The sequence below is a fragment of the Streptomyces sp. NBC_01235 genome (assembly GCF_035989285.1).
Taxonomy (GTDB): Bacteria; Actinomycetota; Actinomycetes; order Streptomycetales; family Streptomycetaceae; genus Streptomyces.
In genome coordinates, this window is the sequence record NZ_CP108513.1 from 5,249,548 (window position 1) to 5,262,771 (window position 13,224).

Consider the following 13,224-nt stretch of genomic DNA (forward strand, 5'->3'; position numbering starts at 1 on the left):
CGCCCGGACGCCTCAGATCTTGCCCGGGAGGAACGCCGTGCGGTGTCCGCCGAGGAGCTCGGCCATTCGGGCGCGGAACTCCTCGCTGAGCGGGGGCCAGTTCCAGAACTCGAAGCCGAGGTGGACGAGGGCCAGGTGGTCGTGGCTCCAGTCCCAGGCGGTCAGGGGGACGGACTCGGCGCAGGCGGGGCACTCGACGTCGGCCGTGCCCGTCTTGTACCAGGCGTCGACGGGCTCGTCGAAGCGCGGCCAGGCGTCGTCTTCCGCCGTGATGGTGTTCTCACAGCGTGGGCAGGTCACCGTCGGCGGCCCCGGAGCCCAGTTGCTGAAGAAGATGTGGTGCTCGGTGTACACGGCGACGCCCTCCGGCGCGCCCCACCGGGCGTCCTCCACGGCCTTCTGCCAGTGCGGGCCGGGCGGGTGGGCCGGGTGGTCCCCCAGGGCCCAGCCGGGTTCCGCTTCGGCGAGCACGATGCCTTCGGCCACGAGCCACTCGACCACGCGCTCGGCGAGACGCGGCGCGTCCTGCGGGCTCGCGTCACGGTCGACGATCGTCTGAAAGGTGTCCCCCATGCCTGAACCGTAAGCCCCGGCACTGACAACGCCCTCAGCCCAGTTTCTCGTCCAGCAGGCCCGCCCACTGGGCCACCACGCGTTCGCGGCGTACCGCGTCGTCGGTGAGCAGGTTGGCGAGGCCGAGGCCGCGGGCCATGTCCAGCAGGCCCTGGACGGTCTCGCGGACGCCGGGCGCGGACTCGTCGGCGCCGAGCAGTTCCACGGCTGTGCGGTGGGCCTCCCGGCCCACCCGCGCTTCCAGCTCGGTCACGCGCGGGCGCAGTTGTTCCTCGTTGGAGGCGGCCACCCACAGGTGCAGGGCGGCGCGGAAGAGGGGGCCGGTGTAGAGGTCCACGAGGGCGGTGACGACGGCGCGGCGGTCGCCGGTGGCACCCTGCGGGAACAGTGCGCGCAACGCGCCCGAGCGTTCCTCGGCGACGTATTCGACGGCCGCGGTGAACAGGTCCTCGCGGGTGGGGAAGTGGTGCTGGGCGGCGCCCCGGGAGACGCCGGCGCGTTCGGCGACGACGGAGACCGTGGAGCCCGCCCAGCCGCGTTCGGCGAGGCAGGCGAGGGCGGCCTCCAGGAGCCGCTGCCGGGTGGCCCGGCTGCGGTCCTGCTTGGGGACACGGTCACCGGAGGCACCGCGGTCGGCCGGGACGTGTTCGGCCGTGGTCACAACACCCATGGGGGATCCCGTCGTTCGAGGAAGGCCGTCATTCCCTCGCGGGCGTCGGGCTGGGCGAACAACGAGGCCGAGAGCCTGGTCATCTCGCCCGCGTCCTCGACGAAGGCCTCCAGCACCTTAGCCGTGAGCAGCTCTTTCGTCCTGGCCAGGGCTCTGGGTGAGGCCCGCCGCAGGCCGTCGAGGACGGGGGCGAGGGCCTCGTCCAGGTCGGTGTCGCCTGCGGAGTGGGTGACGAGGCCGATGCGGGCGGCCTCGGCGGCGCCGAAGGTCTCTCCGGTGAGGCAGTAGCGGGTGAGGGCGCGCGGGTCGACGCGGGGCAGCAGTGGCAGCGAGATGACGGCGGGCGCTACCCCGATGCGGACCTCCGTGAACGCGAAGGTCGCCGCCTCGGACGCGACGGCGATGTCACAGGCGCCGAGCACCCCCAGGCCGCCCGCCCGCACGTGCCCGGCGACCCGGGCCACCACGGGCTTGCGCAGCTTGAGGATCCGCTGGAGGAGGCCGGTCACCGCCTTGGGGGCCGGCGGGTCCTTGAGGTCGGCGCCCGCGCTGAAGGTGTTGCCGGTGTGGGTGAGGACGACGGCGCGTACGTCGGGGTCCTTGTCGCAAGCCTTGAGGGCGTCGGCCAGTTCGGTGACGAGGGCGTGCGAGAGGGCGTTGCGGGTGGCGGGCGAATCGAGGCTGAGGGTCTCGATGCCCCGTAGGCGGGTACGTCCGACCAGTGCTGTCGTCATGCACGCTCCCTCAGTTCGCGGCGCAGGATCTTCCCGGAGGCGGCGCGCGGTACGGCGTCGATGAAGGTGACCTCGCGGACGCGCTTGTAGGGGGCGACGCGTTCGGCGACGTACATGGCGACCTCTCCTTCGGAGAGGTCCGGGGACGTCGGCTGACGGACCACGTACGCGTGCGGGACCTCGTTGCCGTCGTCGTTGTAGACGCCGATGACGGCGGCGTCCGCTATGCCGGGGTGGGTGAGCAGGAGGGCTTCGAGTTCGGCGGGGGCCACCTGGAAGCCCTTGTACTTGATCAGTTCCTTGACGCGGTCGACGACGAACAGCCAGCCGTCGGCGTCGACGTGGCCGATGTCGCCGGTGTGCAGCCAGCCGTCGGTGTCGATCACGTCGGCGGTGGCGTCGGGGCGCCCCAGGTAGCCCTTCATGATCTGCGGTCCTCGGATGAGGATCTCGCCGGGCTCGCCGATGTCGAGGTCCGTGCCGGGGTCGTCGAGGGAGACGATGCGCATCTCGGTGCCGGCGATGAGTTTGCCGACGGTGCCGGCGGGGGCCTCGCGCATGGCGTCGAGCGGGACGACGTGGGTGCCGGGGGACAGTTCCGTCATGCCGTAGGCCTGGCCGAGCGGCGGCAGGTTCAGGCGTTCGGCGCAGGCCGCGGCGAGGCCGGCGTCCAGGGGTGCGGCCGCGCTGACGACGTACCGCAGGGACGACAGGTCGTACCGGGCGACCACCGGGTGCTTGGCGAGGGCGAGAACGATCGGCGGGGCCACGTAGAGGCCGGTGATGCGGTGGTTCTGGATGGCCGCGAGGAACGTCTCCAGGTCGAAGCGGGGCAGCACGACGACCGTGGCGCCCTGCCGCAGGGGCGCGTTCATCAGGGCGGTGAACCCGTAGATGTGGAAGAAGGGCAGCACGGCGAGGATGCGTTCGCCGGGGCTCGCGGAGATCGCCGGCCGCAGCTGGTCGAGGTTGGTGGCGATCTGCCGGTGGGTGAGCATCACGCCCTTGGGGACGCCGGTGGTGCCGGAGGAGTAGGGCAGGGCCGCAACGTCCGCCACCGGGTCGATGTCCACCCGTGGTTCGGGGGCCGTCGAGCCGAGCATGTCGATCAGCGAGCGGTGCCCGGACGCGCTGTCGCAGACGAAGATCTCCTCGATGCCGCCCGCGAGTTCGGCCGCCCGCCGGGCCGTGTGGAGCAGCGGTGAGACGGTGACGATCCAGCGGGCGGCCGAGTCGCCGAGCTGTTTGGCGAACTCCTCGGCCGTGGCGAGCGGGTGCACGGCGGTGACGGTGGCACCCGCGCGTGTGGCCGCGTAGAACGCGATCGGGAACGCGACGGTGTTGGGGCTGTGCAGGGCCAGGACGTCGCCCTTGCGGACCCCGGCCTCGGCGAGCGCGGCGGCGACCCGCCGGTGGAACCGGTCCACCTGGTCGTACGTGAGGGTGGTGCCGTCCGTGCCGTCGACGAGCGCGGGCAGCTCCCCGAACTCGGCGGCGCGACCCAGCACGGCGTCATGGATGGGGAGTTCTACGGGTGTGACGTCTGCGTACTCGCTGCGGAACATGGTTCCTCCTCGCGCCACCTGCGCATCCGCACAGCAGCGTGCCGATCAGTACGACTTGGGCAGGCCCAGGGTCTGGTGGGAGACGTAGTTGAGAATCATCTCCCGGCTCACCGGAGCGATACGAGCCACCCGGGAGGCGGTTATCAGCGAGGCGAGGCCGAACTCACGGGTGAGGCCGTTGCCGCCGAGCGTGTGCACGGCCTGGTCGACCGCCTTCACACAGGCCTCCCCGGCCGCGTACTTGGCCATGTTGGCGGCCTCGCCCGCGCCGGTGTCGTCCCCCGCGTCGTACAGGTGGGCAGCCTTCTGCATCATCAGGCGGGCCAGTTCGAGGTCGATGTGCGCCTGTGCGAGGGGGTGCGCGATGGCCTGGTGGGCGCCGATCGGGGTGTTCCAGACGGTGCGGTCGCGCGCGTACTCGATGGCGCGGGACAGCGCGTAGCGGCCCATGCCGATCGCGAAGGCGGCCGTCATGACCCGCTCGGGGTTGAGGCCCGCGAAGAGTTGCAGCAGGCCCGCGTCCTCGTCGCCGACGAGTGCCTCGGCGGGCAGCCTTACGTCGTCCAGGACCAGCTCGAACTGCTTCTCCGTGCCGTGCAGTTCCATGTCGATGCGGCGACGGGTGAAGCCGGCCGCGTCGCGCGGGACGATGAACAGGCAGGGCTTCAGGCTGCCGCTGCGGGCGTCTTCGGTGCGGCCGACGATCAGGGTGGCGTCGGCGATGTCGACGCCGGAGACGAAGACCTTGCGGCCGGTCAGCAGCCAGTCGCCGCTCGCGCTGTCCCGGCGGGCCGTGGTGGTGATGCGGTGGCTGTTGGAGCCGGCGTCGGGTTCGGTGATGCCGAAGGCCATGAGGCGGGAGCCGTCCGCCAGCGCGGGGAGCCACTCCTGTTTCTGGGCTTCCGTGCCGAAGCGGGCGATCACCGTGCCGCAGATCGCCGGGGAGACGATCATCATGAGGAGGGGGTTGCCCGCGGCGCCCAGCTCTTCCAGGACGAGGGAGAGTTCGGCGATGCCGCCGCCACCGCCGCCGTACGCCACCGGAAGGTTGACGCCGATGTAGCCGAGCTCGGCGGCTTCCTGCCAGAGGGTCCTGGATTCGTGGGTGTGGCTCTTCGCGAAGGCCGATACCGCTGCTCGGAGTGCCTTGTGTTCGTCGGATTCGATGAGGGTGGTCAAGGTGGCTCCTTCGGGTGCGGGGTGTCTGTGGTTGCTCGCGCTCACGCGGCGGAGCCGCACATCGATGCGGCCCCGCGCCCCTAAGGCAGGTCTCCCTGTACGACTGCCAAGAGGGTGCCGAGCTCCACCTGCTGTCCTGTCGTCACCGGCAGAGCCGTCAGCGTCCCCGTCACCGGTGCCGCGATCACGTGCTGCATCTTCATCGCTTCGAGCCACACCAGCGGTTCACCGGCCTGGACACTCGATCCGGTGACGAGGCCCTCCGCGAGCTTGACGACCGTTCCCGGCATCGGGGCCAGCAGGGAACCGGGGGTGTGCTGGGTCCGAGGGGTGGGGAAGCGGGGCAGGGCGGTGAGGGTGGTGGTGCCCACGTGGACGCGGTCGCCGTAGCGGGCGACCTCGAAGCGGTGCCGTACGCCGTCGATCTCCAGGACGACCAGCGCCGGGTCCGCGTGCACGACCTGGACGCCCTCGGCCGTGAGGCCGCTGCGCCCGTGCCGGTAGCTGACCTCGATCTCCTCGCCGCCCCTCGCGTACCGCTTCGTCTGCGGCTGGGACGGCAGGTTGCGCCAGCCCCCGAACCGGGAGCCGGTGTGCGCGTCGGCCAGCGCGGCGGCCAGGGGGGCGTGCGGGTCGGAGGCCACGGCCGTCAGTTCGGGCAGGTGGCGGTCGTAGAAGCCGGTGTCCATGCGGGCCGACGTGAACTCCTCGTGCCGTAGCGAGCGGACCAGGAGGTCGCGGTTGGTGACCGGGCCGTGCAGGACGGTGCGTTCCAGGGCACCGGCGAGTTTGCGGATGGCCTCCGCGCGCGTGGGGGCGTGGGCGACGACCTTGGCGAGCATGGGGTCGTAGTGGACGCCGATCGGGTCGCCGTTCTCGAAACCCGTGTCCAGGCGGACGCTCCCCGGGACGGTCAGGCGGTGCAGGGTGCCGGTCTGCGGGGTCCAGTCGGTCGCCGGGTCCTCGGCGTAGAGGCGGGCCTCGACGGCGTGGCCCCGCGCGCGTGGGGGCTCGGGAGCCAGCGCGCCGCCCTCCGCGACGCGGATCTGCTCCGCCACCAGGTCGAGGCCGAAGACCGCCTCCGTGACGGGGTGTTCGACCTGGAGGCGGGTGTTCATCTCCAGGAAGTGCGCCCGGCCGTCGGCGACGAGGAACTCGACCGTGCCCGCGCCGACGTAGTCCACGGCACGTGCGGCGCGTACCGCCAGCGCGCGCAGTTCCTCCGTGAGCGCCTCCGGCAGCCCGGGGGCCGGCGCCTCCTCGACGACCTTCTGGTGCCGTCGCTGGAGGGAGCAGTCGCGGGTGCCCAGTGCCCACACCGTGCCGTGCGTGTCGGCGAGGATCTGCACCTCGACGTGGCGGCCGTTCTCGACGTACGGCTCGACGAACACCTCGCCGTCGCCGAAGGCGCTCGCGGCCTCGGCGCGGGCGCCCTCCAGCGCGGCGCCCAGCTCCTCCAGGCGGCGCACGACGCGCATCCCGCGCCCTCCGCCGCCCGCTGCCGCCTTCACCAGCACCGGCAGGTCGGCCTCCGTCACCTCGTCGGAGGCCAGGGGCGCGAGCCCCATGAGCCGCTTCGCGCGGGTCTTGGACGCCATCGCCTCGATCGCCTCGGGCGGCGGGCCGATCCAGACGAGGCCGGCGTCCAGGACCGCGCGCGCGAAGCCGGCGTTCTCGGAGAGGAAGCCGTAGCCGGGGTGGACGGCGTCCGCGCCGGCGGCGACGGCCGCCTTCACGATCAGGTCGGCGCGCAGGTACGTCTCGACGGGCGCCGCTCCCGGCAGTCGTACGGCCGTGTCGGCCACGCGCGCGTGGAGGGCGTTCTCGTCGGCGTCCGAGTGCACGGCGACCGTCCGGATTCCCAACTCGCCGCAGGTGCGGAGGATCCGGCAGGCGATCTCGCCGCGGTTGGCGACGAGCAGAGTACCGATCACGTGATCCCTCACATCCGGAAGACGCCGAAGCCGCCGCGCGCACCCTCGTACGGCGCCGTGTGGATGGCCGACAGGCACAGACCCAGGACCGTGCGCGTGTCGCGCGGGTCGATGACGCCGTCGTCGTACAGCCGCCCCGACAGGAACATCGGCAGCGACTCGGACTCGATCTGCTGCTCCACCATGGCGCGCAGGGCGGCGTCGGCGTCCTCGTCGTAGGGCTGCCCCTTGGCGGCCGCGGACTGGCGGGCGACGATCGACAGCACGCCCGCGAGCTGCTGCGGGCCCATCACCGCCGACTTTGCGCTCGGCCAGGTGAAGAGGAAGCGGGGGTCGTAGGCGCGCCCGCACATGCCGTAGTGGCCGGCTCCGTACGACGCGCCCATGAGGACGGACAGATGCGGGACCTTCGAGTTGGCGACCGCGTTGATCATCATCGCGCCGTGCTTGATGATGCCGCCCTGCTCGTACTCCCGGCCGACCATGTAGCCGGTGGTGTTGTGCAGGAAGACAAGCGGGATGTCGCGCTGGTTGGCGAGCTGGATGAACTGGGCGGCCTTCTGGGACTCGGCGCTGAAGAGGACCCCTTGGGCGTTCGCCAGGATGCCGACCGGATAGCCGTGCAGAGTCGCCCAGCCGGTGACGAGGCTCGTCCCGTACAGGGGCTTGAACTCGTCGAAGTCGGAGGCGTCGACGATCCGGGCGATCACCTCGCGCGGGTCGAAGGGGGTGCGCAGATCGCCTGGGACGATGCCGAGCAGCTCCTCCTCGTCGTACTTGGGGGGTTCGGCCGCAAGGGGATCCCCGTACGCCTTGCGGTGGTTGAGGCGGGCCACGACGCGCCGTGCCTGGCGCAGCGCGTCCCGCTCGTCGACGGCGAAGTGGTCGGCGAGACCCGACACGCGCGCGTGCATCTCCGCGCCGCCCAGGGACTCGTCGTCGCTCTCCTCCCCGGTGGCCATCTTCACCAGCGGCGGCCCGCCGAGGAACACCTTCGCCCGCTCCTTGACCATGATCACGTGGTCGGACATGCCCGGGATGTAGGCGCCGCCGGCCGTGGAGTTGCCGAAGACGACGGCGACGGTCGGAATCCCGGCCGCCGACAGCCGCGTCAGATCCCGGAAGACGGCACCGCCGGGGATGAAGATCTCCTTCTGCGAGGGCAGGTCCGCCCCGCCCGACTCCACCAGGCTGATGCAGGGCAGCCGGTTGGCGAGGGCGATGTCGTTGGCGCGCAGGGCCTTCTTCAGCGACCAGGGGTTGCTGGCGCCCCCGCGCACGGTCGGGTCGTTGGCGGTGATCAGGCACTCCACGCCCTCGACGACGCCGATGCCGGTGACGAGCGAGGCACCGACCGCGTAATCGCTCCCCCAGGCGGCCAGCGGCGACAGCTCCAGGAACGGCGTGTCGGGGTCGAGGAGCAGCTCGATGCGCTCGCGGGCGAGGAGCTTGCCGCGCGCGCGGTGCCTGGCGACGTACTTCTCCCCTCCCCCGGCCAGCGCCTTCGCGTGCTCGGCGTCGAGGCCGGCGAGCTTGGCGAGCATGGCCTCGCGGTGTGCGCGGTAGTCGGGGCCGTGGGTGTCCAGGGCGGACGTGAGAGCCGTCACAGGAGGGCCTCCGGGATGTCCAGGTGGCGGGAGCGCAGCCATTCGCCGAGCGCCTTGGCCTGCGGGTCGAAGCGGTGCTGCGCGGCGACGCCGGCGCCGAGGACGCCCTCGACGACGAAGTTCAGGGCGCGCAGCCGCGGCAGGGTGTGACGGGTGACCGGGAGCCCACCTGTCTCCGGGAGCAGTTCGCGGAGCCGGTCGACGGTGAGCGTGTGGGCGAGCCACCGCCACGCCTCGTCCGTGCGCGCCCACACCCCGATGTTGGCGTCCCCGCCCTTGTCCCCGCTGCGGGCGCCCGCGACGAGCCCGAGGGGGGCGCGCCGTACGGGTCCGTCCGGCGGGGGTTCGGGGAGCGGTGGTTCCGGTACGTCGTCGAGTGCGAGGGTGTCGGCAGCCGGGGCCACGGGGATTCGGCGCCCGTCGTCGAGGACGGCCACGTGCGCGACCTCGTCCTGGGGGACGTACGCGGCCTCGAAGACGCCGTACGGCGAGCCCTTGCCGGGCGGGGCGAGGACGTGGAATCCGGGGTAGCTCGCCAGCGCCAGCTCCACGGCCGCACCGCTCAACGCCCTCCCCACGACGGCTTGTTCGGGGTCGCGCACGACGAGCCGCAGCAGGGCGCTCGCGGTCTCCTCGGTGTCCGCGTCGGGGCGATCGGTGCGCGCCAGTTCCCAACGGACCTCGGCCGGAGGGGACTTGGCGAGCGCGTCCGTCATCTGCCCGCGTACCAAGGCCGCCTTGGCCTCGATGTCGAGGCCGGTGAGCACGAAGGCGACCTCGTTGCGGAAGCCGCCGAGCCGGTTGACGCCGACCTTGAGGGTCGGGGGCGGGGCCTCCCCGCGCACTCCGTCGATCCGTACCCGGTCCGGCCCGTCCCGGGTGAGCCGTACGGTGTCCAGGCGGGCGGTGACGTCGGGTCCGGCGTACCGGGCGGGGCCGGTCTCGTAGAGGAGTTGGGCGGTGACCGTGCCGACGTCGACGAAGCCGCCGGTCCCGGGGTGTTTCGTGATCACGCAGCTGCCGTCCTCGTGGAGCTCGGCGAGCGGGAAGCCGGGGCGGCGCACGTCCCCGTCGGCGAAGAAGGCGTAGTTGCCGCCGGTGGCCTGCGTCCCGCACTCCAGGACGTGCCCGGCGACGACGGCGCCCGCGAGTCGGTCGTACTCCCCCGGCCGCCATCCGAAGTGCGCGGCGGCGGGCCCGGTGACGAGGGCCGCGTCGGTGACCCGTCCGGTGACCACGACGTCCGCGCCCTCGCGCAGACAGGCCGCGATGCCGAACCCGCCCAGGTAGGCGTGGGCGGCGAGGCTGCCCGGACGGGCGGCGGTGAGGTCGTCGCCCTCGACGTGCGCGACGCGTACGGGGATGCCGAGCCGGTCGGCCAACCGCCGTACGGCGTCGGCGAGTCCGGCCGGGTTGAGGCCGCCGGCGTTGGTGACGATCCGCACGCCCCGCTCCTGGGCGAGCCCCAGACACTCCTCCAGCTGCCGCAGGAAGGTGCGGGCGTACCCGGCGGACGGGTCCTTCAGCCGGTCCCGGCCGAGGATCAGCATGGTGAGCTCGGCGAGGTAGTCGCCCGTGAGGACATCGAGCTCGCCGCCGGTGAGCATCTCGCGCATCGCCTCGAAGCGGTCGCCGTAGAAACCGGAGGCGTTGCCGATGCGCAGGGTCCTCACTCGGCCGCCCCCTGGGGCTCGCGGCCCTTGCCGGGCGGGCCGGCGAAGACCTGGGCGATGTCCAGCCAGCGGTCGGCGTCGGGGCCTTCGGCGCGCAGGGCGAGGTCGGCGCGGTGGGCGCGCTGGGTGACCAGGCGGCAGAAGTCGAGGGCGGGGCCGGTGACGCGGTCGTCTGCGTCCTCGGGGCCGTAAGTCCACAACTCGCCCGAGGGGCCGGTGAGTTCGACACGGAACTCCTCGAACGGCGTGGGCAGTCCGTGCACGCCGAACGCGAAGTCGCGGGTGCGGACGCCGAGGCGGACGATGTGCCGCAGCCGGTCGGTGGGTGCGGGCACCGCGCCCAGCGCGTCCGCCACGTCCAGGCCGTGGGCCCAGGTCTCCATGAGCCGGGCGGTGGCCATGGAGGCGGCGGACATGGGCGGGCCGTACCAGGGGAAACGCGCCCCCTCGGGTGCCACCCGCAGGGCGTCCTGCAGGGCCTCGCGGCCGGCCCGCCAGTCCGCGAGCAGCCGCGCGGGCGGCTTCCCTGCCCCTTCCTCGGCGCCGTTGTCCACGAAGTCCCCGGGCGCGGCCAGCGCCTTCTCGACCTCGCGGGCGAAGGCGTCCCTGTCGGTCACGGCCAGCACGGAGGAGTGGTCGGTCCAGGCGAGGTGCGCGATCTGGTGGGCGACCGTCCAGCCGGCGGCGGGGGTCGGCAGCGTCCACTGCTCCGGTCCCAACTCGGCGACCAGCCGGTCGAGTTCGTCGCTTTCGGCGCGGAGGTCGTCAAGCACGGGGGTCGGGTCGGCCATGGGGTGGAGCATGGCAGGGGCTCAAGAAACAAGCAAGCACGCTTGCATTTAATTTGCCGTCGCAGGTTCCGCCACAGGTGCTGTCACAGGTGCTGTCACAGGTGAAGCAGTCGTAGATGTGCCCCATGGACGCATGGCGGCAGTGGCCACTGACACCCTCCCGCCGAAGCCGCCCTGAAGCCTTTCTCGGGCCGGCTCAGGCCTCCGGAACCGCTCCCCTCCCCCGCCTCACCTGTGCCCGTACCGCCCCCATGCTCGCCGTGATGACGAGCACGATGGCGGCGGCCTCGGTGGCGGTCAGGGACTGGTCGAGGATGAGGAAGCCCGCCGCGGCGGCGAGGGCCGGTTCCAGGCTCATCAGGATCGCGAAGGTGGAGGCGGGCAGGCGGCGCAGGGCGAGGAGTTCGAGGGTATAGGGGAGAACCGAGGACAGGACGGCCACCGCCGCGCCCAGACCCAGCGTCACCGGGTCGAGCAGCTTCGTACCCGCCTCGGCGATTCCCAGCGGCAGGAACACCAGCGCGCCCACCGCCATGGCCAGCGCCAGCCCGTCCGCCTGCGGGAAGCGGCGACCCGTGCGGGCGCTGAAGACGATGTACGCCGCCCACATCGCCCCCGCGCCCAGCGCGAACGCGACGCCCACGAGGTCGAGTTCGCCGAAGCCGGCACCTCCGCCGCCCTCGCCGCCTCCACCTCCGCCTCCGCCGCTGAGCAGGTAGACGCCCGCCAGGGCCAGGCCCGCCCAGACCAGGTTGAGCGCACGGCGCGAGGCGACGACCGAGAGGGCCAGCGGGCCGAGGACCTCCAGCGTCACCGCCAGGCCCAGGGGGATGCGGTCCAGCGCCTGGTAGAACAGCCCGTTCATCGCGGCCATCACGACGCCGAAGACGACGACCGTGCCCCAGTCCGCGCGCGAGTGGCCGCGCAGGCGCGGCCGGCAGACGACCAGCAGCACCGCCGCCGCCACCAGCAGCCGCAGCGCCACCACGCCCAGCGCGCCCGCCCTCGGCATCAGCGTCACCGCCAGCGCGCCGCCGAACTGCACCGAGACCCCGCCGGCGAGCACCAGGCCGACCGGGCCGAGGGAGCCGGGGCGGCGCGGAGCGGCGGCCGTCGCCGAGCCGGCCGAGACCTGCGGTGAGGTGGCTGAGTCAGGGGTGGTCACGGGCGGTCCAGGGGCTCGGCGGGTTCACTTCGACTCAGGTCGTCCATCGTGATGAGTTCGTTCATCAAGATGTACTCCCTGGTCCAGGTTAGTGGACCTCGTCAGGTGTGTGAACCCATTAAGCCACTGTCTCGGGCTGTGAGACGTGAGACGACTCGGACGACGCCGACGACGACGCCCACGACGACGTCCACGAGGACGTCTACCGGCGCGCCATGTACAGATTCAGCGCCTTGTGCAGCAGCTTGTTGAGCGGGAAGTCCCACTCGCCCAGGTACTCCACGGCCTCTCCGCCCGTGCCCGCCTTGAAGCGGAGCAGGCCGAGCAGGTGGTTGGACTCCTCCAGGGTGTCGGTGATGCCGCGCAGGTCGTAGACGGCGGCGCCGAGTTCGTGGGCGTCGGCCATCATGCGCCACTGCATGGCGTTGTTGGGCTGGACCTCGCGCCTGCGGCTGGTGGAGGCGCCGTAGGAGTACCAGACGTGCTCGCCGACGGTGAGCATGGTGGCCGCGGCGAGGACCTCGCCGTCGTGGTGGGCGAGGTAGAGCCGCATGCGGTCGGGGTGTTCGTCGTTCAGCGCGTCCCACATGCGCTGGAAGTAGGGCAGCGGGCGCGGGATGAAGCGGTCGCGCGCGGCGGTCTCGGTGTAGAGCGTGTAGAACGCCGGGAGGTCCTCGTAGCCGCCTTGGACGACCTTCACACCCGCCTTCTCCGCCTTCTTGATGTTGCGCCGCCACTGCTGGTTGAGGCCGCTGTGGACCTCCTCCAGCGTCCGGCCGGCGAAGGGGACCTGGAAGACGTAGCGGGGCTGGCCCGCCGCGAAGCCGTCCTCGCCTCCCGGCTCGGTCTGCTGCCAGCCGGCGCGGCGCAGCCGGTCGGCGACGTCGACCGCGCGCTGCTCGTACGAGCTCGCCTCGGCGTCCCGCAGCCGGTGGGCGCCCGGATCGGCGATGGCCGCCTTGACGGCGTCGGCGCTCCAGCGTCGTACGACGACGGGCGGGCCCATCTTCACCGAGAACGCGCCCCGGGCCTTCAGGTGCGCGAGCATCGGCGCCAGCCAGCGCTCCACCAGGTCGGGCGCGTGCCAGTCGACGACCGGCCCCTCGGGCAGATACGCCAGGTACTTCTTCAGTCTGGGCAGCGGCCGCAGCAGCGCCAGCCCCGCTCCGGCGAGCCGGCCCTCCTCGTCGAACCAGCCCAGGCTCTCCGCCCGCCAGTCCGGCTTCACGTCCCCCCACGAGGGGATCTGCATATGGCTGACGGAGGGGCGGGCCGCGACGAACGCCAGATGCTCGTCACGGCTGATGGACTGGACACGCAGGCTCATACTCGG

Annotated in this window: 11 protein-coding genes; all 11 read right to left on the reverse strand. The window is 72.4% G+C overall.

Translation table 11 applies throughout. The features are described from left to right. Positions 1-12: 12 nt before the first annotated feature. Entirely contained in the window at positions 13-573 is a 561-nt protein-coding gene (locus OG289_RS23175) for a hypothetical protein (protein WP_327315961.1), read from the reverse strand. A 34-nt stretch (positions 574-607) separates the two neighbouring features. After that, positions 608-1,243: a TetR/AcrR family transcriptional regulator gene (locus OG289_RS23180; protein WP_327315962.1), complete on the reverse strand. Its 636-nt coding sequence runs from the start codon at positions 1,241-1,243 to the stop codon at positions 608-610. Then, positions 1,231-1,977: an enoyl-CoA hydratase family protein gene (locus tag OG289_RS23185; protein ID WP_327315963.1), complete on the reverse strand. Its 747-nt coding sequence runs from the start codon at positions 1,975-1,977 to the stop codon at positions 1,231-1,233. Before OG289_RS23185 ends, OG289_RS23180 begins: the two co-directional genes overlap by 13 nt. Further along, the gene (locus tag OG289_RS23190) at positions 1,974-3,542 is read right to left on the reverse strand and encodes a 4-coumarate--CoA ligase family protein (protein ID WP_327315964.1); all 1,569 of its coding nucleotides are present in this window, start codon (positions 3,540-3,542) and stop codon (positions 1,974-1,976) included. The genes OG289_RS23185 and OG289_RS23190 overlap by 4 nt, the downstream gene beginning before the upstream one ends. A 45-nt stretch (positions 3,543-3,587) precedes the next feature. Then, positions 3,588-4,721 carry an acyl-CoA dehydrogenase family protein gene (locus tag OG289_RS23195; RefSeq protein WP_327315965.1) on the reverse strand — a complete coding sequence of 378 codons (1,134 nt, stop codon included), beginning with the start codon at positions 4,719-4,721 and terminating at the stop codon, positions 3,588-3,590. A gap of 80 nt (positions 4,722-4,801) precedes the next feature. Beyond that, positions 4,802-6,655, reverse strand: a complete 1,854-nt coding sequence (locus OG289_RS23200) for an acetyl/propionyl/methylcrotonyl-CoA carboxylase subunit alpha (protein WP_327315966.1) — start codon at positions 6,653-6,655, stop codon at positions 4,802-4,804. Positions 6,656-6,663: 8 nt separating this feature from the next. Beyond that, complete coding sequence (locus OG289_RS23205; protein WP_327315967.1) at positions 6,664-8,262, reverse strand: acyl-CoA carboxylase subunit beta; 1,599 nt, start codon at positions 8,260-8,262, stop codon at positions 6,664-6,666. Beyond that, the gene (locus OG289_RS23210; RefSeq protein ID WP_327315968.1) at positions 8,259-9,935 is read right to left on the reverse strand and encodes an acyclic terpene utilization AtuA family protein; all 1,677 of its coding nucleotides are present in this window, start codon (positions 9,933-9,935) and stop codon (positions 8,259-8,261) included. The genes OG289_RS23205 and OG289_RS23210 overlap by 4 nt, the downstream gene beginning before the upstream one ends. Further along, entirely contained in the window at positions 9,932-10,726 is a 795-nt protein-coding gene (locus tag OG289_RS23215) for a TIGR03084 family metal-binding protein (RefSeq protein WP_327315969.1), read from the reverse strand. Before OG289_RS23215 ends, OG289_RS23210 begins: the two co-directional genes overlap by 4 nt. 196 nt (positions 10,727-10,922) lie before the next feature. Continuing rightward, positions 10,923-11,891, reverse strand: a complete 969-nt coding sequence (locus tag OG289_RS23220) for an EamA family transporter (RefSeq protein ID WP_327315970.1) — start codon at positions 11,889-11,891, stop codon at positions 10,923-10,925. A gap of 202 nt (positions 11,892-12,093) precedes the next feature. Further along, a complete protein-coding gene (locus OG289_RS23225; RefSeq protein WP_327315971.1) occupies positions 12,094-13,218 on the reverse strand; it encodes a lipid II:glycine glycyltransferase FemX in 1,125 nt (374 codons plus the stop codon). Positions 13,219-13,224: the final 6 nt, after the last annotated feature.